Origin of the sequence: Pseudoduganella aquatica (assembly GCF_020865585.1) — a bacterium.
Taxonomy (GTDB): Bacteria; Pseudomonadota; Gammaproteobacteria; order Burkholderiales; family Burkholderiaceae_D; genus Rugamonas; species Rugamonas aquatica_A.
Map to the genome: position 1 here is coordinate 5,700,020 of NZ_CP086370.1, position 23,721 is coordinate 5,723,740.

Annotated in this window: 27 protein-coding genes and 1 tRNA gene; 14 read left to right on the top strand and 14 right to left on the bottom strand. The window is 63.3% G+C overall.

Annotated features, from left to right (window positions below):
• Positions 1–10: 10 nt before the first annotated feature.
• The 8 genes from KT882_RS25440 to KT882_RS25475 all read right to left on the bottom strand — a co-directional run bounded on the left by KT882_RS25440 (position 11) and on the right by KT882_RS25475 (position 7,174).
• On the bottom strand, positions 11–781 hold the full coding sequence (locus KT882_RS25440) for an alpha/beta fold hydrolase (protein WP_228893603.1): 771 nt from the start codon (positions 779–781) through the stop codon (positions 11–13).
• Positions 778–1,815 (bottom strand): M14 family zinc carboxypeptidase, encoded by a 1,038-nt coding sequence (locus tag KT882_RS25445; RefSeq protein ID WP_161073728.1) that lies wholly within the window; start codon positions 1,813–1,815, stop codon positions 778–780. Before KT882_RS25445 ends, KT882_RS25440 begins: the two co-directional genes overlap by 4 nt.
• 109 nt (positions 1,816–1,924) lie before the next feature.
• Positions 1,925–2,647 carry an ABC transporter ATP-binding protein gene (locus KT882_RS25450; RefSeq protein WP_161073727.1) on the bottom strand — a complete coding sequence of 241 codons (723 nt, stop codon included), beginning with the start codon at positions 2,645–2,647 and terminating at the stop codon, positions 1,925–1,927.
• A complete protein-coding gene (locus tag KT882_RS25455) occupies positions 2,647–3,417 on the bottom strand; it encodes an ABC transporter ATP-binding protein (RefSeq protein WP_161073726.1) in 771 nt (256 codons plus the stop codon). Before KT882_RS25455 ends, KT882_RS25450 begins: the two co-directional genes overlap by 1 nt.
• Before the next feature lie 9 nt (positions 3,418–3,426).
• Positions 3,427–4,644 (bottom strand): ABC transporter permease subunit, encoded by a 1,218-nt coding sequence (locus KT882_RS25460; RefSeq protein WP_161073725.1) that lies wholly within the window; start codon positions 4,642–4,644, stop codon positions 3,427–3,429.
• Positions 4,645–4,656: 12 nt separating this feature from the next.
• Positions 4,657–5,586: a branched-chain amino acid ABC transporter permease gene (locus KT882_RS25465; protein WP_161073724.1), complete on the bottom strand. Its 930-nt coding sequence runs from the start codon at positions 5,584–5,586 to the stop codon at positions 4,657–4,659.
• A 165-nt stretch (positions 5,587–5,751) separates the two neighbouring features.
• Complete coding sequence (gene ispH, locus KT882_RS25470) at positions 5,752–6,705, bottom strand: 4-hydroxy-3-methylbut-2-enyl diphosphate reductase (protein WP_228893604.1); 954 nt, start codon at positions 6,703–6,705, stop codon at positions 5,752–5,754.
• A 13-nt stretch (positions 6,706–6,718) separates the two neighbouring features.
• On the bottom strand, positions 6,719–7,174 hold the full coding sequence (locus KT882_RS25475) for an FKBP-type peptidyl-prolyl cis-trans isomerase (RefSeq protein ID WP_161073722.1): 456 nt from the start codon (positions 7,172–7,174) through the stop codon (positions 6,719–6,721).
• Positions 7,175–7,314: 140 nt separating this feature from the next.
• Between KT882_RS25475 and KT882_RS25480 the strand changes: the two genes are divergently transcribed.
• The 5 genes from KT882_RS25480 (at position 7,315) to rpmG (ending at position 10,074) form a co-directional block, all read left to right on the top strand.
• Complete coding sequence (locus KT882_RS25480) at positions 7,315–8,319, top strand: hypothetical protein (protein ID WP_228893605.1); 1,005 nt, start codon at positions 7,315–7,317, stop codon at positions 8,317–8,319.
• Between the two features lie 13 nt (positions 8,320–8,332).
• Positions 8,333–8,674, top strand: coding sequence for a DMT family transporter (locus KT882_RS25485; protein ID WP_161073720.1), 342 nt, complete (start codon positions 8,333–8,335; stop codon positions 8,672–8,674).
• A 123-nt stretch (positions 8,675–8,797) separates the two neighbouring features.
• Positions 8,798–9,472 carry a RadC family protein gene (radC, locus tag KT882_RS25490; protein WP_161073719.1) on the top strand — a complete coding sequence of 225 codons (675 nt, stop codon included), beginning with the start codon at positions 8,798–8,800 and terminating at the stop codon, positions 9,470–9,472.
• A 182-nt stretch (positions 9,473–9,654) separates the two neighbouring features.
• Positions 9,655–9,891, top strand: coding sequence for a 50S ribosomal protein L28 (rpmB, locus tag KT882_RS25495; protein WP_008451488.1), 237 nt, complete (start codon positions 9,655–9,657; stop codon positions 9,889–9,891).
• Between the two features lie 15 nt (positions 9,892–9,906).
• Positions 9,907–10,074: a 50S ribosomal protein L33 gene (gene rpmG, locus KT882_RS25500; protein ID WP_056393804.1), complete on the top strand. Its 168-nt coding sequence runs from the start codon at positions 9,907–9,909 to the stop codon at positions 10,072–10,074.
• A gap of 47 nt (positions 10,075–10,121) precedes the next feature.
• Here the strand turns inward: rpmG and KT882_RS25505 are convergent, their stop codons facing one another.
• The 6 genes from KT882_RS25505 to KT882_RS25530 all read right to left on the bottom strand — a co-directional run bounded on the left by KT882_RS25505 (position 10,122) and on the right by KT882_RS25530 (position 16,339).
• Positions 10,122–10,910: a prohibitin family protein gene (locus KT882_RS25505; RefSeq protein WP_228893606.1), complete on the bottom strand. Its 789-nt coding sequence runs from the start codon at positions 10,908–10,910 to the stop codon at positions 10,122–10,124.
• A 318-nt stretch (positions 10,911–11,228) separates the two neighbouring features.
• Positions 11,229–12,431 (bottom strand): DesA family fatty acid desaturase, encoded by a 1,203-nt coding sequence (locus tag KT882_RS25510; RefSeq protein ID WP_228893607.1) that lies wholly within the window; start codon positions 12,429–12,431, stop codon positions 11,229–11,231.
• 125 nt (positions 12,432–12,556) lie between these two features.
• Positions 12,557–13,879, bottom strand: coding sequence for a mechanosensitive ion channel family protein (locus tag KT882_RS25515; protein ID WP_161073716.1), 1,323 nt, complete (start codon positions 13,877–13,879; stop codon positions 12,557–12,559).
• A 55-nt stretch (positions 13,880–13,934) separates the two neighbouring features.
• Positions 13,935–15,254, bottom strand: a complete 1,320-nt coding sequence (locus tag KT882_RS25520) for an RsmB/NOP family class I SAM-dependent RNA methyltransferase (protein WP_161073715.1) — start codon at positions 15,252–15,254, stop codon at positions 13,935–13,937.
• A gap of 16 nt (positions 15,255–15,270) precedes the next feature.
• A complete protein-coding gene (gene purN, locus KT882_RS25525) occupies positions 15,271–15,882 on the bottom strand; it encodes a phosphoribosylglycinamide formyltransferase (protein ID WP_161073714.1) in 612 nt (203 codons plus the stop codon).
• 58 nt (positions 15,883–15,940) lie between these two features.
• A complete protein-coding gene (locus KT882_RS25530; protein WP_057157449.1) occupies positions 15,941–16,339 on the bottom strand; it encodes a barstar family protein in 399 nt (132 codons plus the stop codon).
• 358 nt (positions 16,340–16,697) lie between these two features.
• Here KT882_RS25530 and KT882_RS25535 point away from each other — a divergent pair, with 358 nt between their 5' ends.
• The 9 genes from KT882_RS25535 to KT882_RS25575 all read left to right on the top strand — a co-directional run bounded on the left by KT882_RS25535 (position 16,698) and on the right by KT882_RS25575 (position 23,689).
• The gene (locus KT882_RS25535) at positions 16,698–17,207 is read left to right on the top strand and encodes a glycine zipper 2TM domain-containing protein (RefSeq protein WP_161073713.1); all 510 of its coding nucleotides are present in this window, start codon (positions 16,698–16,700) and stop codon (positions 17,205–17,207) included.
• 108 nt (positions 17,208–17,315) lie between these two features.
• A complete protein-coding gene (locus KT882_RS25540) occupies positions 17,316–18,131 on the top strand; it encodes a spermine/spermidine synthase domain-containing protein (RefSeq protein ID WP_228893608.1) in 816 nt (271 codons plus the stop codon).
• An 18-nt stretch (positions 18,132–18,149) separates the two neighbouring features.
• On the top strand, positions 18,150–19,916 hold the full coding sequence (locus tag KT882_RS25545; protein ID WP_228893609.1) for a GspE/PulE family protein: 1,767 nt from the start codon (positions 18,150–18,152) through the stop codon (positions 19,914–19,916).
• A gap of 84 nt (positions 19,917–20,000) precedes the next feature.
• Positions 20,001–20,076: transfer RNA gene (locus KT882_RS25550), tRNA-Lys, on the top strand.
• 101 nt (positions 20,077–20,177) lie between these two features.
• Positions 20,178–20,381: a type II toxin-antitoxin system RelB family antitoxin gene (gene relB, locus KT882_RS25555; RefSeq protein WP_161073710.1), complete on the top strand. Its 204-nt coding sequence runs from the start codon at positions 20,178–20,180 to the stop codon at positions 20,379–20,381.
• Entirely contained in the window at positions 20,356–20,631 is a 276-nt protein-coding gene (locus KT882_RS25560; protein WP_161073709.1) for a type II toxin-antitoxin system RelE/ParE family toxin, read from the top strand. Before relB ends, KT882_RS25560 begins: the two co-directional genes overlap by 26 nt.
• Before the next feature lie 130 nt (positions 20,632–20,761).
• The gene (locus KT882_RS25565; protein ID WP_228893610.1) at positions 20,762–21,346 is read left to right on the top strand and encodes a LysE family translocator; all 585 of its coding nucleotides are present in this window, start codon (positions 20,762–20,764) and stop codon (positions 21,344–21,346) included.
• 9 nt (positions 21,347–21,355) lie between these two features.
• The gene (locus KT882_RS25570) at positions 21,356–22,822 is read left to right on the top strand and encodes an aminotransferase-like domain-containing protein (RefSeq protein WP_228893611.1); all 1,467 of its coding nucleotides are present in this window, start codon (positions 21,356–21,358) and stop codon (positions 22,820–22,822) included.
• Positions 22,823–22,930: 108 nt separating this feature from the next.
• Positions 22,931–23,689: a helix-turn-helix domain-containing protein gene (locus KT882_RS25575; RefSeq protein WP_228893612.1), complete on the top strand. Its 759-nt coding sequence runs from the start codon at positions 22,931–22,933 to the stop codon at positions 23,687–23,689.
• Positions 23,690–23,721: the final 32 nt, after the last annotated feature.

A 23,721-nucleotide genomic window follows, 5' to 3' on the forward strand; every position in this document is an offset into this window, starting at 1 on the left:
GTAGGGCGGGTTAGCGCGCCAGCGCGTAACCCGCCAACCACAGCGCCACCTGCTGCGCCACCCAGGGTCCGTCGTCCAGCGGCAAATCATGCCCCGCCTCCGGATGCATGCGGAACTCCGCCCCCCAGGCCCGCGCCAGGCGCTGCGAACACAAGGGATCGACCAGCCCGTCGCGCGCGCCCGCCAGCACCAGCAGCGGCGCCCCGCCCTCTCCGCGCTGCGGCGCATGAAAGCGCGCCGCCGCCAGCAGCTGCCGCAGCGCATTCACGCGCGACACCGGGAACTCGTTGTGATAATCCACCCAGCGCTTCAGCAGCTCGCTGTCGCGCGTATCGCCTCCATGCGCCACGCTGGTCAGCCTGAGCGCCAGCTGCTCCTGCCGCCGCGCCCCGCCCAGCAGCAACTGCCGCACGATGGCCGGATAATTCTGCCAGCGCAGCCGCTGGTAAAAACGGCTGAACGGCCGCATGCTGGTATTGAGCAACACGCAGCGCGCCACCTCGTCCGGATAGCTGGCCTGCCACTGCACGGCCACCATCGCCCCCAGCGACAAGGCCAGCAGGCTGTACGGCCCGCGCAGCCCGCGCGCCTGCAGATCCGCGCGGCAAGCCTCCACCATGCCCCGCACCGACGCCGGACTGCGCTGCCGCCAGTTCACGCCATTGCCCGGCAGATCCGGCGTCACGATCTCCGCACCCGGCACGGCGGCGCGGAACTGCTCCGGAAACTCGCCCCAGTGCCGGCTCTCGCGCATCAGGCCGCGCAGCAAGACCCAGCTCATGCCGCCGTCCCCAGCCCGTACCAGCGCGCCAGCGCGCGCTTGCGCTGCTGCAGCCGCGCAGGCTCGTCGGGCGCCCAGCGCGCATGGGCGTTCACCGCCCGCATCAGGAAATCGAACCACAGCAAATGGCTGCGCAGCACGCGCTGCAAGCGGTGCGCGGCGGTGGGATTGAACGCGCCCAGGCGGGAAAACAGCTGGCGCGGATTCTTCTTCACCCACAGCCACGAGCCCATCTCCAGTGTCAGCGGCAGGAACACGCGGTCATGGCCCTCGCCGCCGCGCTCGAAGCGCAAGTACAGGTAATCCCACAAATCGCCATGGGTGCGGTATTGCAGGCTCTGCGGCTCGAAGGTGTAGTTGTGGTGCGGATAGCTGGACGTGAACAGCTCCTCCAGCGCCGCGATTTCCGGCAGGTGCGCAATCGGCGTGCGCGTATGCGCGTGCGGGAACCAGATCCGGTCGCGCAGGCCGAAGCCCGAATGGCAGTCCATGCTGACGCTGAACTGGCGCGGCAGCAGCTCGCGCTCCACCACCTCGCACACGGCGCGGCTCTCCGCCTCCATGGGCGCGCCGAAGGCGCCGCGATACCAGGGCAGCACCGGGCTGGCGCGCTGGCCGCCCAGCAGGAAAGGCACGCGCTCGCTGGCCTGCACCGGCGAGTTGCGCATCAGGTCCACGCCTTGCGGATTGCAGCGCGTGGCCTGCCACATGCCGCCCGGATTCACCAGCGGCATAAAGACCAGGCGCACATTTTCCAGCAGATGATGCAGGCCGTGGTCCCAGCGCGAACGCGCCACCAGGCTTTGAAGAAAGGAAAGGATGACCTGGGTGCCGATGCGCTCCAGGCCGTGGATGCCGCCGAAGAAACCCAGCGCGGGCGCGGCCGGATCGGCGCTGCCCATGGTCAGTACATACACGGGAAATTGCTGGCTGTCCGCCGCCACCGTGCAGGCCACGCTGGCATTGAGCAAGTCCCCGCCATCCTCGATCAGCTGTTCCAGTGTAAGCAGTTCGGGCAGGGATTTAACGCTCATGCCGGCAACTCCGTATTGAGGAGCACCCAGTGTAAATCATAAAGGGGTCAGGGTTGATTTTCCATTTCCGCAAAAATCAACCCTGACCCCATTTTTCTGCTCGCCAAATTTACTCGCCGAGGTAGGCGGCTTTGACGCGCGGGTCGTCCAGCATGTCGCTGGCTTTGCCGGTCATGGTGATGAGGCCGGAGTCCATCACGTAGCCGCGGTGCGCCGCTTGCAGCGCGAGCTTGGCGTTCTGCTCGACCAGCAGGATGGTGATGCCTTCCTGCGAGACGTTGCGTATCACTTCGAAGATCTTGTCGACCATGATGGGCGACAGGCCCATCGACGGCTCGTCCAGCAGCAGCAGCGCCGGATGGCACATCAGCGCGCGCGCCATGGCCAGCATCTGCTGTTCGCCGCCGGACAGGGTGCCGGCCAGCTGCGCCGAGCGCTCTTTCAGGCGCGGGAAGATGTCGAACCACTTGGCGATGTCGGCCTCGATGCCGGCCTTGTCGTCACGTGTATAGGCGCCCATCATCAGGTTTTCTGTGATGGTCATGCGGGTGAACACGCCGCGCCCTTCCGGCACCATGGCCAGCTTTTTCTCCACCAGGTGGAAGGACTTGCTGCCTTTCAGCGACTGGCCCATATAGGCCACCGTGCCTTCGACCTTGCAGTCCGGCAGCGTGCCGGTGATGGCTTTCAGCGTGGTGGTCTTGCCCGCGCCGTTGGCGCCGATCAGCGTGACCAGCTCGCCCTTGTTCACTTCCAGGTCTATGCCCTTGACGGCCTTGATGCCGCCATACGCCACCTTCAGGCCGGAAACCTTTAATACATTCTCGCTCATTAGTGCGAACCTCCCAGGTAGGCGTCGATCACCGCCTTGTTGCTTTGGATCTCGGCGGGCAGGCCTTCCGCGATTGGCTTGCCGTATTCCAGCACCGTGATGCGGTCGCACAAGCTCATCATCATTTTCACGTCGTGCTCGATCAGCAGCACGGTCTTGCCTTCGGCCTTGATCTTGACCAGCAGCTCTTTCAGCGCCAGCTTTTCGGTGGCGTTCATGCCGGCCGCCGGTTCGTCCAGCGCCAGCAGTTGCGGGTCGGTGGCCAGGGCGCGGGCGATTTCCAGGCGGCGCTGGTCGCCGTAGGACAGGAACTTGGAGGTGCGGTTGGCGAACGCGCCGATGCCGACGAAGTCCAGCAGCTCCTGCGCGCGCTTGCGGATGCCCGCTTCTTCCTCGCGCGCCGCCTTGTGGCGGAACACGGCGCCGAACACGCCCTGGTGCGAGCGCACGTGGCGGCCCACCATGACGTTTTCCAGCGCGGTCATCTCGCCGAACAGGCGGATGTTCTGGAAGGTGCGCGCAATGCCGGCTTTCGCCACTTCATGCGGCGCGGACGGCGAGTACGGCTTGCCGGCCAGCTCGAAGGTGCCGGTGTCCGGCTGGTACAAGCCGGTGATGACGTTGAAGAAGGTGGTCTTGCCGGCGCCGTTGGGGCCGATCAGGCCGTAGATCTGGCCCTTCATGATCTTGATGCCGACATCGGTCAGCGCCTGCAAGCCGCCGAAGCGCTTGTTGACGCCGGCGATGTTCAGAATAACTTGTTCGCTCATACTCTTACCTCAGGCTGGCAAAACGCCGGACGATTGATCTTTGGTGTCGGAGTCGGCGTCCGGACGGTCTTCATGCTTGGGCGCGGGCCACAGGCCGGCCGGGCGGTTCAGCATGATCAGCACCATGGCCAGGCCGTACAGCAGCTGGCGCAGCACTTCCGCTTCGATCAGCACGTGGCCGAACAGCTTTTCCTGCAGCGGCTCCACCACGTGGCGCAGCACCTCGGGCAGGGCCGCCAGCAGCGCGCCGCCCATGATGACGCCGGGGATGTGGCCTATGCCGCCCAGCACCACCATGGCCAGCACGGCGATGGACTCGGTCAGCGAGAACGATTCCGGCGACACGAAGCCCTGGAAGGACGCGAACATGGCGCCCGCCACGCCGCCGAAGGAGGCGCCCATGGAGAAGGCCAGCAGCTTGACGTTGCGGGTGTTGATGCCCATGGCCTTGGCGGCGATCTCGTCTTCGCGGATGGCCACCCAGGCGCGGCCCAGGCGCGAGTGCTGCAGGCGGCTGGTGACGAACACCACGGCGATGCACAGGAACAGGAACAGGTAGTAGTAGGCGTTCACGGACGGCATGCCGAAGCCGCCAATGTAGACCGTGGCGCGCGAACCGGCTTCGCCGGCCAGCGAGGTGCCGAACACGCGGATCGGGTCGATCAGGTTGATGCCCTGCGGGCCGTTGGTGACGTTGATCGGCTCGTTCAGGTTGTTCATGAAGATGCGGATGATCTCGCCGAAGCCCAGCGTCACGATGGCCAGGTAGTCGCCGCGCAGCTTCAGCGTCGGTGCGCCCAGCAGTGCGCCGAACAGGCCCGCCAGCGCGGCCGCCAGCGGCACGATGAACCAGACCGCCAGGTGGATGCCGTTGGTGCGGATCTCCTCGCCCATCACCGCCACCAGCGCCTCGCCGAAGCCGGGATGCAGGTTGATCAGCGATTCGAGCAAGGTGGCGAATTGCGGCGAAGCCAGCAGGCCGGTCATGTAGGCGCCCACCGCGTAGAACGCGATATAGCCCAGGTCCAGCAGGCCGGCGAAGCCGACCACGATGTTCAGGCCCAGCGCCAGCATGATGTAGAGCAGCGCCAGGTCCACGATGCGGACCCAGGAGTTGCCGAAGGGTGCCGCAACAAACGGGAACACCAGCATCAGCACCAGCACGACGGCCATGCTGGTGTAGGCTTTTTTCGCGTCTTTCTGGACGTCAAAGTTCAACAGTGCCATATCAGTCCTTTCTTAAGCGCGGTCGGCCACGCGTTCGCCCATGATGCCGGACGGACGCACAGTCAGCACCAGGATCAGCACCACGAAGGCGAAGATGTCCTGGTAGTTGGAGCCGAGGAAGCCGCCGGTCAGGTCGCCGATATAGCCGGCGCCCAGGCTTTCAATAATGCCCAGCACGATGCCGCCTATCATGGCGCCGTAGATGTTGCCGATACCGCCCAGCACCGCGGCCGAGAAGGCTTTCAGGCCGGGAACGAATCCCATGGCGAACTGGATGGAGGCGTAGTTGGCGCCCCACATCACACCGGCCACGGCCGCCAGCGCGGCGCCGATGGCGAAGGTGGCGACGATGACCTTGTTCGAGTCCACGCCCATCAAGCCGGCCACGCGGGGGTTTTCCGCGACGGCGCGCATGGCGCGGCCCATCTTGGTTTTCTCCACCAGCATCACCAGGCCGAACATGGAGGCGGCGGCCAGCACCAGCAGCAGCACCTGCGTTTGCGTAATCACCGAGTTGCCCAGCATGATGGGGTCGGACGACAGCAGCTGCGGGAAAGGCAGCGGGTTGCGGCCCCAGATCATCATGGCGAAGGTTTGCAGCAGGATGGACACGCCGATGGCGGTGATCAGCGGCGCCAGGCGCGGCGCGTTGCGCAGGCGGCGGTAAGCCACGCGCTCGATCAGCACATTGACGGCCATGCAGACCGGGATGGCGCCCAGGATGGCGATGCCCAGCTTGAGATAGCCCGGCATGTCGGGGAAATAGTGGTTGAGCTGGTTCAGGATGGTCAGGCCCGCCATGGCGCCCACCATCAGCACGTCGCCGTGGGCGAAGTTAATCAGGTTCAGCACACCGTACACCATGGTGTAGCCCAGTGCGATCAACGCATACATGCTGCCCAGCACCAGGCCGTTGATCAGTTGTTGGATAAATGTATCCATCGTGGAATTGCCTCTTGAGTTAACAAAAACGGCACCCGGAGAGGCTATCCCCGTAGTGCCGCCATTGAATGACGCTGTTGTGCATCGATCTACTATTACAAGCGTCCGCAATAATAGCGAGGTTTAACGAAAACTAATATCGAAAAAAAATTAAGTTCGCCGAATTTAATTCGCTACCGTCATGGTTTTCTCACCGTCCAGTCCCTTGGGCATGGGGAAGGTGACCGACTCCTGCACGCCTTCCAGCGCGCGCACGCTGCGCGCGCCCAGCTCTTTCAGGCGGTCGATCACGGCCTGCACCAGCACTTCCGGCGCCGACGCGCCCGCCGTCACGCCCACGCGCTGCTTGCCCGCGAGCCAGGCGGCGTCTATCTGGGCGGCATTGTCGACCATATAGGCCGGGGTGCCCATCTTGTCCGCCACCTCGCGCAGGCGGTTGGAATTGGAGCTGTTCGGGCTGCCCACCACGATCACCACTTCCACCTGCGGCGCTATGAATTTCACGGCTTCCTGGCGGTTGGTGGTGGCGTAGCAGATGTCGCCCTTCTTCGGCTCGATAATATTGGGATATTTTTGTTTCAGCGCCGCGATAATCTCGGTAGTGTCGTCAACCGACAACGTTGTCTGGGAAACATAGGCCAGCGCGTCCGGATTGCCCACCTGCAGCTTGGCCACGTCGGCCACGGTTTCCACCAGGTGCATGCCGGCGTCGGCCTGGCCCATGGTGCCCTCCACTTCCGGATGGCCGTCGTGGCCTATCATGACGATCTCGCAACCCTGCTTGCGCATCTTGGCCACTTCCACGTGCACCTTGGTCACCAGCGGGCAGGTGGCGTCGAAAATGCTGAAGCCGCGCGCTTCCGCTTCGGCCCGCACCGCTTTCGACACGCCGTGCGCCGAGAACACCAGGGTGTGGCCGGGCGGCACGTCGGCCAGGTCTTCGATGAAGATGGCGCCCTTGGCGCGCAGGTCCTCCACCACGTAGGCGTTGTGCACGATCTCGTGGCGCACATAGATGGGCGCGCCGAACTGCTTCAGCGCGCGCTCGACGATTTCAATCGCGCGGTCAACGCCGGCGCAGAAGCCGCGCGGCTGCGCCAGCAGGATTTCTTTGTCCATACTTAGTCCTTTTTTACAGCACGGAAATCAGGTTCACTTCAAAACGCACCGGCTGGCCCGCCAGCGGATGGTTGAAATCGAACAGCGCTTCGGTTTCGCCCAGTTCGCGCAGCACGCCGGCAAAACGGCCGCCGCCCGGCGCGGCGAAGTCCACCAGGTCGCCCACTTTATAGTCGGCGCCCGGCACCGAGTTCGCGTCCAGCGTGGCGCGCGACACGGGACGCACCAAATCCGGGTTGCGCGGGCCGAAGCCGACGCCCGGTTCCAGGTCGAAGGTCTTGTGCGTGCCTTCCGGCAGGCCCAGCAGCAGTTCTTCCAGCACCGGCGCCAGCTGGCCCTGGCCCAGCATCAGCGTGGCGGGAGTGCCGTTGAAGGTGGTGACGATATCGGCGCCGTCGACGGTGGCGAGGCGGTAATGCAGCGTGAGGTAGGCCGATGCGGTGACGACAGGAGGTTGTGCGTTGGACATGATGGGCAAAAAACTTGAAAACGCTATTGTAAGCCACTCGGCGGCCCAGTGCGCCGCGCGCCCGGCCTGCCAGCCGCAAGTGTTTCCGAATGTTAGCAAATCCGCCATTGCATGCCGCAATCGAATAAAATGCGCGCGCCATGATGAATTTACTGAACTTCCTCTTCCCCGTCCCCCACGACTATTCCCAAACCGCCGTCCGCAGCCCGTGGCGGCCGCTGCTGGCCTCCGCCGCCGGCTTTGCCGCGCTGGCCCTTGCCGTCATGTGGTGGCGCTGGGGCGGCACCGTGGAGGACTCGCTGCACTACTTTAATACCGCGCGCTACCTGCGCGGCGAAGTCCCCGCCAGCGCGCTGGTGGCCCCCTTCCCTTACCGCTTGCTGGTGCCGGCCGCCGCCGCCGCCATCCCGGGCGACGTGCGCAGCAGCTTTGCGCTGCTGAACTGGCTACTGGTGTCGGCCGCCGCCTGCATGACGGCACTCAGCGCCTGGCGCCTGGGCTACGGCCATCGCGGCGCCCTTGCCGCCGGACTGCTGCTGATCCTGTCGGTTCCCACCTTCTGGTACGCGCCCTATCTATTGGTCGACCCCGGCTCCGTGTGCGCCCGCGCGGCCTTCGTGCTGGCCCTGGTGTCCGGCCAGCCCTGGCTGGCGGCGCTGGCCGGCGTGGTGGGCACCGGCGTGCGCGAGGAAAACATCGTTCTGCTGTTCTGGCTGCTTGCAGCGCGCCAGATAGGCTGGCGCGCCGGCCTCGCGGCCCTGGCCGCCGCTGCCGCATGGATACTGGCGGTGCGCTGGTGGATCATAGGCGGCCTGCCCAGCTATGTCTGGAAGCCCAGCATGGCACAGTTGCTGGCGGCGCTGGGCGATACGCGCTCGCTGGCCTCCATCGCGCTGGCGGCCGGCCTGGCGCTGCCGCTGGCCCTGCTGGGCATGCGCCGCGCCGCGCCCCAGTTGCAGCCCTTCAAGCGCCTGCTGCTGGTGCTGGCGCTGCCGCCGCTGTACGCCGCGCTGTCGGTGCGGGTAGACGGGCGCGCCGTGTGGGGCCTCTACCCCATGCTGATTCCCTTCGCCGTCGCCGCCCTGGCGCCCTGGCTGGGACGCGGCGCCGGCGGCGGGGAGGCGGAACCGCGCCTGGCCGCGTGATACCATTGACATTATGAACACACTTCTCAACGGCTATTTCTGGTGCGCACTGGCCTCCCTGGCCAGCGCCGGCGCCACTTTCCTCATCAAACTGTCGCACCAGGCCGGAGACGGCTGGAGCATCACGCGGCTGGCCTACCTGGGCTCCGCCTGCGCCGTGTACGGCCTGGGCTTCGTCTGCTACACCATCACGCTGCAAAAGCTGCCGATGACGCTGGCCTACCCACTGATGACCGCCATCACCATGGCCACCGTGCTGCTGATAGGCTATGCCGTGCTCGGCGAAGCCATGACGCCGACCCGCATGCTGGGCATGGCGCTGGTGGCCGCAGGCGCCTTCGCGCTGGCGCGATGACAACTCCGCCCGCCCTGGCGCGGTAAAAACTTCACGCCTGCTTGCGCAGGCACAAACGCCGCCGCTAACAATCCGACAACAATGGAACCTTGGCCGGGCCTTCCCGGCATTGCGAGGTCCAGCATGGGAATTGCCGATTGGCCGGAACACCAGCGCCCGCGCGAGCGCCTGATACGCGAGGGCGCCAACGCCCTGTCTGATGCCGAACTGCTGGCCGTCTTCCTCCGCGTGGGCGTGCGCGGCAAAAATGCGGTGGAGCTGGCGCGCGACATGGTGGGCCACTTCGGTTCCCTGCAAGCGCTGTTCGCCGCCACGCTGCGCGAGTTTTCCAGCATCCCCGGCCTGGGCGCGGCCAAATTCGCCCAGTTGCAGGCCGTAATGGAGCTGGCGCGCCGCGCCGTCGGCGAACAGCTGCAAGCCGGACAGACGCTCAGTTCCCCCGCCTCCGTCAAACAATACCTGCGCCTGACACTGGGCGCCCAGCCCTACGAATCCTTCCACGTCCTGTTCCTGGACGTGAAGAACCGCCTGATCGACTCGCGCGAACTGTTTCGCGGCACACTATCGCATACCAGCGTGTATCCGCGCGAGGTGGTGCGCGAGGCGCTGGCGCGCAACGCCGCCAGCGTGATGCTGGCCCATAACCACCCGTCCGGCACGCCCGAGCCCAGCGAGTCCGACATGCTGCTGACGCGGGCGCTGATGCAGGCTTTGGCGCTGGTGGACGTGCGCATCCTCGACCATTTCGTCGTCGCAGGCCATCAGGTGCACTCCTTCGCCGAGCACGGACAGCTGTGAAAACGACAGGCCCATAGCCCAGTTTACCTATGAAAAACAAGGGTTTGGAGGCGGATTTTACAATTGTTAAATTTCACAGCTAGATCGTGACACAATTGTTTTTCGCAAGTCGTTGAAAAAGCTCAGTTTTTTCTATATACTCTTGTTTTTTCCAATTGTGGAATCTATTCAAGGAGTGCGCCATGGCACGTGTTTGCCAAGTCACTGGGAAGAAGCCGATGGTCGGCAACAATGTTTCCCATGCAAACAACAAAACTAAACGTCGTTTCCTGCCTAACCTGCAGAACCGTCGTATTTTTGTTGAATCTGAAAATCGCTGGGTCTCCCTGCGTCTGTCCAACGCCGGTCTGCGCGTAATCGACAAGGTCGGCATCGACGCCGTCCTGGCCGACATGCGTGCCCGCGGCGAAAAAGTCTAATAGGGAGCAACTATCATGGCAAAAACTGGCCGCGACAAAATCAAGCTGGAATCGACCGCAGGTACCGGTCACTTCTACACCACCGACAAGAACAAGCGCACCATGCCTACCAAAATGGAGATCATGAAGTTTGATCCTAAGGCACGCAAGCACGTTCTGTACAAAGAAACCAAGATCAAGTAATCGATCCTTGTTTCAATGAAAAAAGCCGCTCACTGAGCGGCTTTTTTTTATTGCTTGGCTGGCAGGCTGATAAACGGCACTGCACCGCCGGCCATCGTGGCAGGCAATTTCCCGTCCCATTTCTCAATCGCCTTGGCTTGATTCTCCGTTTCACGCAGGCGCAATAACTCCGGCGTCACTTGCTGGCGTTGCAGCGAAAGCGATTCCGCCTCCGCTTTGGCGCGCGCTATTTTCTGCTGCGCTTCCACTTCTATCCGCTGCAAATCCCGCTCCGCTTTCATTTTCAATTGCTCGGCTGTGGTTTTGGCTTCAATGGCTTCATCGAAGGTTTTACTGAAATTAAAACTGACGATGGAGAATTCATCGATCACCAGCCCATGCCGCGCCATTCTTTCACGCAAGGCATCGACAATATCATTGCGGACTATCGCGCGCTTGGAGATTAATTCTTCCGCCGTATATCGGGCGGTGACGGCTTTTACCGCTTCATGCACGGCAGGAACAATAATACGTTCGCCGGGCTGATTGCCCAGGTCGCGATACACCGCCACCACGGCATCCGGGCGGACGTGGTAATTGATGACCACCTTGGTTTTAACGGTCTGTAAATCCTTGGAAGCGGCATCGCCCTCGCCTTCGCCTTTTTCAATGGCCACGCCGACCAAATGCATGCTCTGCGCAATAGGCCAGCGGAAATGCAGGCCTTCATCAAATACTTCGGGAGATGGTTTTCCAAAGGTCGTTAATACGCCCCGGTGCCCGGCAGGGACTATGGCAAATGGCGTCAGCACCAGCAGCACCGCAATACCGGCCGCTACCAATACCAGCTTGCTCACAAATTGATTCCTCATCGACTCCGCTCCAGTTTCATAAAAAGCAACCAGCCCATACTAGCAGATCCCCGGCGCCAGGCAAGCAGCTTAAGCCCGTTTTAAGCACGAACAAGCCAGGAACTGGCATGAATTGAACGTGATATCGCCGAATTGCGTAGGGCGGGTTAGCGCGTGCGCGTAACCCGCCAGTGCCGTCGAGGCGCATGAGTTGGCGGGTTACGCGGGCACGGCCCGCTAACCCGCCCTACGGCGGTGCCAGTAATACGATGGGAAATAAAAAACGGCCCGAACGGGCCGTTTGGTTTGGAGCGCTGAAGCAGCTTATGCGTAGCTGCGCAGGCGCAGGGAGAAGTCCTGCAGGGATTTAATACCGGACGCTTCCGCGCGGGTGCACCAGTCTTGCAGCTTGTGCAGCAATTGGTCGCGGGTGAAATGCGAACGCTCCCAGATTACGCCCAATTCCACGCGCATATTGTGCATGGTTTCCAGCGCCTTGCTGTGCTCGAACAATTCCACCAGCTGCTGCTTTTGCGGCGCTTCCAGTTTGGCCGGTTCCCGGGTCAGGAACTTGCGCGACGATTTCAGGAAACGCGCTTCCAGCTGCGCTTTATCTTTCAAATGCTCCAGCTCTTCTTTCCAGGCGCTTTTCATCGACTTGGCGTATTTGGCCATCACGTCGTAGCGATTGGCGATAACCGATTGCAGCGTTTCCAGGTCGGCTTCCAATTTGCCATGCTGGAATTTCGGTTCAGGCGCCACTTTCTTAACTTTGGCCAGGCCCATGGTTTCCAGCGTGCGGATATAGAACCAGCCGATATCCACTTCATACCATTTCGACGACAGCTTGGCCGAGGTGGCAAAGGTGTGGTGGTTATTATGCAGCTCTTCGCCGCCGATAATAATACCGAATGGAATAATATTGGTCGCTGCATCGGCGCAGTCGTAATTGCGGTAGCCCCAGTAGTGGCCAATGCCGTTGATAATGCCGGCGGCGGTCACTGGAATCCACATCATTTGCACGGCCCATACGGTCGCACCGATAACACCGAACAGCGCCAGGTTAATGACGGCCATCAGCACCACACCCATCCAGCTGTATTTGGTGTAGACGTTCTTTTCCATCCAGTCGTCCGGCGTCCCATGGCCGTATTTCTCCATGGTCTCCATGTTCTTGGATTCAGCGCGGTACAGCTCGGCGCCTTCCCAGAATACTTTCTTGATGCCGCGGGTGACCGGGCTGTGCGGATCTTCCTCGGTGTCGCATTTGGCGTGGTGCTTGCGGTGGATGGCGGCCCACTCCTTGGTGACCTGACCGGTGGTCAGCCACAGCCAGAAGCGGAAGAAATGGCTGGGGATGCTGTGCAGCTCCAGCGCGCGGTGCGCCTGGTGGCGGTGCAGATAGATGGTGACGCTGGCGATGGTGATGTGGGTGACGATCATCGTGTAGGCAAACACTTGCCAGCCCGACGCGCCGGTGATGCCGTTGCTCAGGAAATCGAGTACAGTTTGTAAACTAAAGGTCATTACTACTCCAAAGAGGGTGTCCCATGCGCCGGCGCAGCCAAAAACTGCCCGCCGGAATTTCTATTGTTGGGCGTAATTGTACGCTGAAACAACCCTGCTTTGAGTGGCTTGCCTCCCGTCACTGATTATTTTTTAAGCGCTTCTGAGTCTTCCGGCAACATGAGCGGACCGATAATGCGCATCTCCCGCTGCGGGAAAGGCACGGATATTTTGTGCTCCTGCAAAGCTTTCCAGATAGCCCGGTTGACGTCCGACGTGACCCCGCCGCGTCCGTTTTCCGGATCCGCTATCCACCAGCCCACCTGCAGGTCCAGTCCGTCGGCGCCGAAGCTGACCAGCGTGGCCGAAGGCGCTTTGTCCTTGTCCACCCGCGCCACCGTCAGCGCAGCCTGCTCCAGCAAGCCCAGCACGAAGTCCACGTCGGTGTCGTAAGCCACCGACACCTTGGTGCTCAGCCACAGGTTCTTGTTCGACAGCGAGGAGTTCTGCACCGCGCCCGACACCAGCATTTCGTTCGGCACGATGGACTCCACGCCGTCCAGGCCTTGCAGCACCGTGTAGCGGGTGTTGATCTGCGTAACGCGGCCGCTGTACTTGTCCACCGTAATCATGTCGCCTATGGTCAGGCTGCGGTCCAGCAGGATCACGAAGCCGGAAACGTAGTTGCTGGCGATCTTCTGCAAGCCCAAACCAAGGCCCACGCCCAGCGCGCCGCCGAACACGGACAGCACAGTCAGGTCTATGCCCACCATGGACAAACTGCCCAGCACCGCCACCACGATCAGGATGGCGCGGCCGGTGCGCGCCAGCACCACGCGCAGGTTGGAATGCACGGTCTGCAAGCCCATCAGGCGCTCTTCCAGCGCCGCGCCGGCCCACAGCGCCAGCATCAGCAGCACCACCACGGAAATCGCCGCCTGCAGGATGTCGGCGATGGTCACCTTGTGCTTGCCCAGCGGCAGCATGGTGTGGTCGAGGTAGAAGAACACGTCGTCCCACAGCCCGGTGATGTACATGGCCACGCCGGCCCACACCAGCAGCTGGAAGATCTTCTCGAACGTCAGCATGGTGGCGCCGATTTCGCCGCCGCGGCGCGCGAATACCCGGCGCAGCAGGAAGAACACGAAGCGGATCGCCGCCAGCGAGCCGAAGATGGGCAGCGCCACTTTCAGCAGATGCACTTTCTGGTAGCGCGCCAAGACCAGCTGGGCAACAAAGATCAGGCAGGCGATGGCGAGCGGGCCGATCACGCGGCTGAAACTCTCCATGCCGAAGCGCGCCATGCCGGTGGCGGGCTCGCGCGCCGCCACGCGCTTGCGCAGCAGGCCGGACAGCATATAGCCCAGCACGATGGCCAGCATCAGGGCGCCCACCTGCCACATCAGGCCGGGGTCGCGCAGGTCGGCGATCAAATCGGAAATCAGGTTCTTCAGGGGTTCTTGCTTCATCGTTCTCACTGGATGGAGGGAAAAAGGGCCAGCTCAGCGGCCGGCCCCATCTTACTTAGTCTGCGCTGTCCGCGTCGCCGTTCTCGTCGGCGTCAGGCGCCGGCTTGGCCTTTTTCGGCATCGGCTTGCGCTCGAACACGGCGGCGAAGAAGCCGTCGGTCTGGTGCTTGTGCGGCAGCAGCTTCAGGTAGTCGCCCATTTCCAGCGCGATCTTCTGCTCGGCCAGCACTTTGCTCATCGGCACCAGCTCGAAGTCCGGGTGGTTGGCCAGGAAGTCGGCCGCCACGTCGTCGTTTTCCTCGTTCAGGAAGGAGCAGGTGGCGTACACCAGCCGGCCGCCGCCTTTGACCAGGCGCGCGGCGCCGGCCAGGATGGCAACCTGCTTGTCGTGCATCTCGGCGATGGCGCCTTCAGCCTGGCGCCACTTCACGTCCGGATTGCGGCGCAGCGTGCCCATGCCCGAGCATGGCGCGTCCACCAGCACGCGGTCGATCTTGCCGGCCAGGCGCTTGATCTTGGCGTCGCGCTCGTGCGCGATCTGCACCGGATGCACGTTCGACAGGCCCGAGCGCGCCAGGCGGGGCTTGAGCTTGGCCAGACGCTTCTCCGACACGTCGAAGGCGTACAGGCGGCCGGTGTTGCGCATCAGCGCGCCCAGCGCCAGCGTCTTGCCGCCCGCGCCGGCGCAGAAGTCCACCACCATCTCGCCGCGCTTGGCGCCCAGGATCTGGGCCAGCACCTGGCTGCCCTCGTCCTGCACTTCGATGGCGCCGCTCTTGAACAGAGGCAGGTTCTGCAGCTGCGGCTTGCGCAGCACGCGCAGGCCCAGCGGCGCGTAAGGCGTCGGCTCGGCCACGATAGGCGCTTGCGCCAGTTCGGCGATCACTTCATCGCGGCCGGTTTTCATGCTGTTCACGCGCAGGTCCAGCGGCGCCGGCGTGTTGAGCGCGTCGGCCAGCGCCAGCGCGTCTTCCTCGCCAAACTGCGCCACCAGCTTCTCGAACAGCCACTTGGGCATGTTCGAGCGCATCGATTTGTGCATCAGCTTGCGGTCGATCTGCATCACGCGCTCGATCCACTCCAGCTCTTCGGGCGTGACGCCGCCCAGCGCGTCGGCGCCCACGGCGTCGGCCAGGCCCAGCAAGGTCAAACGGCGCATGGTGGCGCCGCTGCCCGCTTCCGACTGGTCGGTGAAGAAGGCGCGGTTGCGCAGCACGCAATACACGCCCTCGGCGATGGCGCCGCGTTCGCGGCCGCCCAGGCGTGGATGGTCTTTGAAGTAGCGCGACAGGGTGCTGTCGGCGGGTGCGGTAAAGCGCAAAATCTCGCGCAGCACTTCTTCGGTGCTGGCGAGTATCGCTGGTGGCAATCTCATGGAATTCCTTGGTTAATTACTTGTTGTGGTCAACGATGACCTTGCCGTCCGCTATCGTCAGCCGGTCTTCAACAAACCAGCGGATGGCGCGCGGATACAGCGTATGTTCCTGCACCAGCACGCGCGCTGACAGCGTGGCCGGCGTGTCGCCCGGCAGCACGGGCACGGAGGCCTGGTCCACCATCGGGCCGTGATCGAGTTCGGCGGTCACGAAATGCACCGTGGCGCCGTGTTCCTTCATGCCGGCCGCGAGCGCCTGCTCGTGCGTGTGCAGCCCCGGGAACAGCGGCAGCAGCGACGGGTGGATGTTCAGCATGCGGCCTGCGTAATGGGCGGTGAACGCCGGGGTCAGGATGCGCATGAAGCCGGCCAGCACCACCAGGTCCGGCTGGTAGCCGTCGATCACCTGTTGCAGCGCGGCGTCGAAGGCCTCGCGGCTGGGGTAGTCCTTGTTGGCGACCACGGCCGTCGGAATGCCGTGCTCGTCGGCGAAAGCCAGGCCCAGCGCGTCGGCGCGGTTGCTGATGACAGCCGCGATGCGGGCCGGCCATTGCTCGGCTTGCGCAGCGCGGACCACGGCTTCCATATTGCTGCCGCGTCCAGAAATGAGGATGACGATATTTTTCATAGCCCGCTATTATACCTGCGTCGCGGACAGGGCCTTCCAAACGGCGTTGGGCGCCGCTTTACTCGAAGGAATAGAAGACGCGGAACGGCACTTTCTTCTCGGCCCAGAAGTCGGCCGCGTCGCGGAACACGTCCAGCAGGCACTCGCGCGCTTCGCGGTCGAATTTCTGGGTGTTCGGCAACTGTTCCAGCACGATCAGAAAGCCGGTCTGCTCGCCGGCCTTGGCCATGGTGTCGGTCAAGGTCACGCGCAGCGCTTCGAAGTTCTTGCCGCACGGTTTGGGGAAGAGAAACGATTCCGCGATGATGCCGAGTACTTGCTGCTTGGTCAGGCCGGCATTGCAATGCGCGTATAAAAAGTGCTGCCCCAGGCGGGCTGCCTCGTCTTGCAGATCGGTGACACGAAATGCGCGAATGGACTGGACAAGGTTGGGCGGCACAGTTATCAACAAACTCATTTTTCCCTCAAATCGACCTGTTAATGTACGGTTTGCTTTTCGCTATGGCACTCTATCGGTTACCGGTACATGGAGGCCACGGGCGGGTCATTGCGCCGGCGGCAGTCGCGTTTCTCTATGTCAATCTGATCCCATACGGTTGTTAGGGTAACGTTTTGTATCCTGCTAATCAACACGTAAGTGATATCTCACGCAAGTTTTGTAAGAAATAGAACATTTCCTCGGCTTTTGGCGCGCTGTTACAATTTGTTGCCATGAGAACTGTTATCCCGGGAACGGCGGGATTACCATAGTATGCAGCCATCCCTCGCTAGCGGATTGCATACCCTGACCATCCAACACCAACAAGAGGTATCACATGAACATGCCATCCAAACTGCTCCTGTCGGCCCTGTGCCTGTGCGCGCTGCCACTGGCGCAAGCGACGGAATTCGAAGATTACGGCCGCGTGGTGCGGGTGCAGCCGCAGGTGGAGCAAGTGAATATGCCGCGCCAGGAATGCCGCACTGAATACGTGCAGGTGCAGCAGCCGGCCCAGCGCAGCGCGGGCGGCTCCATCGTCGGCGGCATCGCCGGCGCCCTGCTGGGCAGCCAGATCGGCAGCGGCAACGGCCGCACCGCCGCCGCCGCAGCCGGCGCGATTGCCGGCGCCGTGGTGGGCGACCGCGTGGACAACCAGAACGCCCAGCCCGGCGGCGTGAGCGAGCAGGCGGTAAAACAGTGCCGCACCGTGGACCACTGGGAATCGCGCACCAACGGCTACGAAGTGACTTATGACTACCGCGGCCGAAACTACACCAGCATCATGTCGCACGACCCGGGCCAGCGCGTGCGCCTGCGCGTGTCGGTCGAACCGATGCAGAACTAACTGGACAGTTCGCCAACACAAGCCGGTCGCCGACCGGCTTTTTTCATTCCAACTTGCCTTGCGGTAAGCGGGCGCGGGATAATAGCTCTTCACCTCAGGCAGCCCTTCATGCTCATCAAACGCAAATCCATCGAAAAAGAAGAATCCTCGCGCCCGGCCTCCAAGGCCGGGAAAGCCGCGCCGGCGGCGCGCAAGCCCAAGTACGCGCCGGTAACGCTGTCGGAACAGGACGGCGTGCGCTATCTGCACTTCGGCACCGAGTGGGTGCAGGGCGCCATGCGCATCCGCAAGCCGGACTGGCCGGAGCTGGAGTACGCGCAGCAGATGATGGCGTGGATGCTGTGGAACGGCCAGCCGCGCCGCATCGCCCAGCTGGGCCTGGGCACGGCCGCGCTGACCAAGTTCTGCTATAAACAGTTTCCGCAGGCCGACGTCACCGCCATCGAGCTGAACCCGTCGGTGATCGCCGTGTGCGAGTCCATGTTCAAGCTGCCGCCCAACGACGAGCGCTTGCACGTGCTGGAAATGGACGCGCTGGATTTCGTCAACGACAAGGCCAACCACGGCGCCCTCGACGCGTTGCAGGTGGACCTGTACGACGCCACCGCGCGCGGCCCGGTGCTGGACACGCCCGAGTTCTACCAGGCCTGCAACGCCTGCCTGGCCGACGACGGCATCATGACGGTCAACCTGTTCGGCGACCACCCCAGCTACGCCAAGAACATCAAAGCGATGAAGTTTGCCTTTGAACAACTGATCTGCCTGCCGCAGGTGCATGATGGCAATGTGGTGGCGATCGCCTTCAAGCGCGCCCGCGCCATCGACCCGGACGCGCTGAAGGAGCGCGCCGCGCAGATCGTGGCCGAGACCAAGCTGCCCGCCAAGGCCTGGGCCAAGGCCGTCCAGCAAGCGCTGCAAAAATAGACCAGAGAAGCCAGCCAGATGAAAGCACTAGACCTGCAACAAATCTTCACCTGGCTGCTGGCCGATGGCCTGGTTGAAAAAGCCAACGTCAAAGCCGCCTACGCCCAGGCCCAGGGCATCCTCAAGAACACGGTCGGCTCCATGCATCCGCTGTGCGCGGTGGCGCACTGCAAGCTGCTGTCGGCGCAGGCGCCGCACAAACTGCTCACGCTGGACATGCTCACCGAATGGCTGGCCGGCCACGCCCAGCTGCCCTTCTACCGCATCGACCCGCTGAAAATCGACTTCACCAAGGTGGCCGACGTGATGTCCGCCAACTACGCGGCGCGCTTCAACATCCTGCCGGTGGAAATGAGCATGGACACGCTGGTGGTGGCCACCGCCGACCCGTTCGCGCACGAGTGGGAAGCGGAGATCGCCAAGATCTCGCGCCGCGTGGTGCGCCGCGTGATCTCCAACCCGCTCGACATCGCGCAATACACCTCGCAGTTCTTCGCGCTGGCCAAGTCCATCAAGAAGGCCAACAAGTCCAACGGCCAGGACCTGGCGCTGCGCAACAACTTCGAGCAGCTGGTGGAGCTGGGCAAGAGCAACCGCCAGGTGGACGCCAACGACCAGCACGTGATCAACATCGTGGACTGGCTGTGGCAGTACGCCTTCGAACAGCGCGCCTCGGACATCCACCTGGAGCCCAAGCGCGACCTGGCCACCATCCGCTTCCGCATCGACGGCGTGCTGCACCAGGTGTACCAGGTGCCGGCGGTGGTGATGATCGCCATGACGGCGCGCATCAAGCTGCTGGGCCGCATGGACGTGATCGAAAAGCGCCGCCCACAGGACGGCCGCATCAAGACCCGCACCGCCGGCGGCCAGGAGATCGAGCTGCGCCTGTCCACCCTGCCCACCGCCTTCGGCGAGAAGCTGGTGATGCGTATCTTCGACCCCGAAGTGGTGGTCAAGACCCTGCCCGAACTGGGCTTCCCCGAGGACGACGCGGCGCGCTGGGACGCGCTGACCAAGCGCCCGCACGGCATCATCCTGGTCACCGGCCCCACCGGCTCGGGCAAGACCACCACGCTGTACACCACGCTCAAGGCGCTGGCCACGTCGGAGGTCAACGTCTGCACGGTGGAGGACCCGATCGAGATGGTGGAGCCGGCCTTCAACCAGATGCAGGTGCAGCCCGGCATCGACCTGACCTTCGCCGACGGCGTGCGCGCGCTGATGCGGCAGGATCCGGACATCATCATGGTGGGCGAGATCCGCGACCTGGCCACCGCCGAAATGGCGATCCAGGCCGCGCTGACCGGCCACCTGGTTCTGTCCACGCTGCACACCAACGACGCCCCCTCGGCCGTGATGCGGCTGCTGGAGCTGGGCGTGCCGCACTACCTGCTGGAAGCGACCCTGGTCGGCATCATGGCGCAGCGCCTGGTGCGCACGCTGTGCGCGGACTGCAAATCGCCGGACGGCCACATCGCCGACGACGTGTGGCAAGGCATAGGCGGCGCCTGGGACCTGCCCAAGCCGGAGCGCGTGTACCGCCCGGTCGGCTGCCCCGAATGCCGCCAGACCGGCTACCGGGGCCGCACCGGCATCTACGAGCTGCTGACGGTGACGGAGGCCTTCAGCCAGCAGGTGCAGGAGGAAACCGACATCGCCGCGCTGCGCCGCCAGAGCGTGGCCGACGGCATGAAGCCGCTGCGCATCGCCGGCGCCTACAAGATCGCCGAGGGCGTCACCAGCGCGGAAGAAGTGCTGAAAGTGACGTCGGCGCTGGCCTGACGGTGGCCTGACAGAGAAAAACGCGGAAAGCGCGCAAAAACCTTTGCAAGCGCGCATCGAGCTGTATATAATACGGCCTCTTTCGGGTCGTTAGCTCAGCTGGTAGAGCAGCGGACTTTTAATCCGTTGGTCGCAGGTTCGAATCCCGCACGGCCTACCACGAATTCAGCAGTACCAAATCAGGCTTACCCGCTTCGGCGCGTAAGCCTTTTTTGCGTCGCTATACGAGATTCGGTAAGGCTGCCTTATAATTGACTTACCATGAGCACCATACTGTCCCCCATAGAGTCCGAATTCGCCACGGCTGAAGAAGCCGAGGCGTATGATCGCTGGTTCCGGGCAAAGGTAGAAGCTTCGCTGGCCGACCAGCGTCCGCCATCACCACACGACGAAGTAATGGCCAAGCTGCGAGGCATCATTGATGCAAAGCGGAGCACTCATGCTTCCGATCCTTTGGCGCGCTGAAGCGCAAGCAGACCTCGCTGCGATCCTTAAATTCATTGCCGATCGCAATCCGCACGCCGCGCTTGATTTGTACGACGATATTCAGCGTGTAGTAACCCAACTCCCTCATCCCCCCCACCTCTATCGCGTTGGCCGCGTAGCGGGCACGCGCGAGCTCGTTGTTCATCCTAATTATGTTGTGGTGTACCGCGTTGGTGCGCTGGCGATAGAAATTGTCGCAGTCGTACACTCGCGGCAGCACTACCCCTGATTGCAGGGCACCGCCGGACTGTCACTGCCCAACGACTGATACAGCACGGCTCTGTACCTGCCTCCTTGTGCCTTGTCCGCACCACGCTGCGCTCCTAGACTGGTGCCACTTCACACCAGGAATTGCAGTCATGACCGAACTCCTCCCCTTGATGAGCTATTGCCTTGTAATGTCGGCCACGCCCGGACCGAACAACGTCCTGCTCGCCACCACCGGCGCCAATTTCGGCGGGCGCGGCGCGCTGCCCATTATCCTCGGTATCCAGGCCGGCATGTTCGTGCAGACCATGCTCATGTGCATGGGGCTGAGCAGCGTCTTTGTCGCCTACCCCATGGCGCACCAGGTGCTGCGGGTGGGCGGCTCGCTCTACCTCGTATTTTTGGCCTGGAAGCTCAGCGGCGCCTCGGCGGGCGGGACGCAGGCGGCCAAGGCGGTATCCTTCGCGCAGGCGGCGGCTTTCCAGGCGCTGAACCCCAAGAGCTGGCTCAAGACCATTACCGTGGCGTCGGTGTTCATGCCGGCGGGGCACAACGCTTTCGGCGACGCGCTGCTGGTGGCGGTGATAGGCACGCTGGTGGGCGCGCCGTGCAACGCCGTCTGGGCCTTGTTCGGCATGTCGATCCGCCACGTGCTGCAAGATCCGCGCAAGCAGCGCATCTTCAATCTGACCATGGGCGCCATCCTGCTCGTCCTGGCCGTGATGATTTTGCGCTAGACTGCCCCCATGATCGCCATCGACCGCTCCTCTCCCGTCGCCCTGTCCACGCAGATTGAAACCAAACTGCGTCAGATGGTCGAGAGCCGCGCCCTGCCCGGCGGCGCCAAGCTGCCGTCGATACGCCAGCTCGCCACCCAGCTGGCCGTGAGCACCAACACCGTGGTGGTGGCCTATGACAGGCTGGTCGCGGCAGGCGTGATCGATACGCATGGCACGGCGGGATTTTTCGTCTGCACCGCCACCGACGCCAGCCGCTCTATACCCGACGAAGTGGCGCTGGAGGCCGGCGAGGAGCAGGAACCGGTCTGGCTGGCCCAGCAGGCAAACGACCAGCGCGCCGGAATATTGCAGGCCAGCAGCGGCGCCTTGCCGCCCACTTGGCTGCAGGACGCGGTGCCGGCCGCCGCCGTGCAAAGGGCGCTGGCAGGCAGCGCCGCCGGCATGGCCTCGCGCTGTCCGCCCCAGGGGCTGCCGGAACTGCGCGAGCACATCGCGCTGCTGCTGCGCGGCGTGGGCGCGGCGGTGGACGCCGGCCACATCCTCACCACCTTCGGCGGCACCCATGCGATCGACCTGATCTGCCGCAGCTTCCTGCAGCCCGGCGACACCGTGCTGGTGGAAGACCCCGGCTATTTCCTGATGTTCGGCCGGCTGCGCCAGGACGGCATCCGCCTGGTGTCCATCAAGCGCGGGCCGGACGGCCTGGACCTGGACGCCCTGGAGGCCGCCTGCCGCGAGCACCGCCCCCGCCTGCTGTTCGTGCAGACGGCCTTGCACAACCCCACCGGCTGGAGCAGCAGCGCCGCCAATCTGCACAAGGTGCTGATCCTGGCGCAGCAATACGGCTTCCTGATCGCGGAAGACGACGTGCACGGCCATTTCCAGCACGCCCACAGCACCCGGCTGGCGTCCCTGTCCGGCCTGGACGGTGTGATTTACTACTCCAGCTTCTGCAAGGCGCTGAGCCCGGCCTTGCGCATGGGCTATCTCGCCGCCGCCCCTGCCTTGCTCAAAGTGCTGATGCGGACCAAGATCCATTCCCTCATGACCACGCCGGCGCTGAATGAATATGTGCTACTGGAAGTGCTGCGGGCCGGCAACCTGCGCAAGCATCTGGACCGTATGCAGCGCAAGATCATGGCGGCGCGCAACGCCAGCACGCGCCAGCTGAGCGCGGCGGGCGTGCTGTTCGAGCAGCCCGGCGAGGCGGGCATTTTCCTGTGGGGCACCATGCCCGACGGACTGGACGTCGACCTGCTGGTGCAGGACGCCTACCGCAACAAGATACTGCTGATGCGCGGCGCGGCCTTCTCGGCCAACGACACGCCGGACCGGCACATCCGCTTCAACGTTGCCTTCAGCCAGCACCCGCGCTTGAGCACTTATCTGCAGGAGCGCCTGCAGGCCGTGGCCGGTGCGCGCTCCAGCCTGGCACGCGCCAGCAGTGCGGAAAATTCGGCCCGCCAGCGCTAATCCCCGCCAAAACTGCAATATTCATCGATATTCCCGCATATTCAGCTTCTCATTCCCCGCTGAATCCAGAAGAATACGTGCCATCTCTACAAGAAAAGGCACGCACCGATGAACTTCGGCGAAAAGCTCAAACACATCCGGACCGAGAAAAACCTCACCCAGCCGCAGCTCGCGGCCGCCATCGGCATTGAGCAGTCCTACCTGTCCAAGCTGGAAAACGACAAGTCGCAGCCCTCGGCCGACATGTTCAGCACCATCGTCAAGGCGCTGGAAATGGCGCCGGCCGATTTCCTGAACGGCATCGACAGCAAGGTCTTGCAGACCTCGCTGCGCCACATTCCCGAAGTCAGCCACTTCCTGAACGGCAATACCGCGCGGCGCGTGCACGATGCGAAAAAATGGCTGTTCGGCGCGGCCTCGGCCTGCGCGCTGGGGTTCGCGCTGATGCTGGCCGCCAACGACGGCATTTTCTCGTCCAACAATCAGTACAAATATATTTCCAAGGGCGTGATCCTGCCGGACGAGTCGGACAACGTCTTTGACCAGTTCAAGGAAGTCCTGAACCTGAAGCTGGCTGCTGCCACCATCAGCAGCGCCGAACACGCCAGGATGCTGGCCGAGTTCGAGGCGGCCAGGGTCAGGCTGGCCACGGCGGAGTTCTGGGGCGACCGGGGCAGCGTGTTTTTTGAAGCCGCCGGCAAGGGCCGGCGGAAGTTTGAACTGGCCGGCGTGCGCTATGTTCGCTCGCCGGTCAACAAGGTGTTGCAGTACCTCGGCGCCCTGTTCACTTTCTGCGGCGTGCTCGCCTTCCTGGTCGAGTGGCGCTTGCGCAGGGCTAATGCAGTAATAAGCAAAGGAGACGCATAGTGTCGCAAATCAGGACTTTCTTAGCAGGAGCA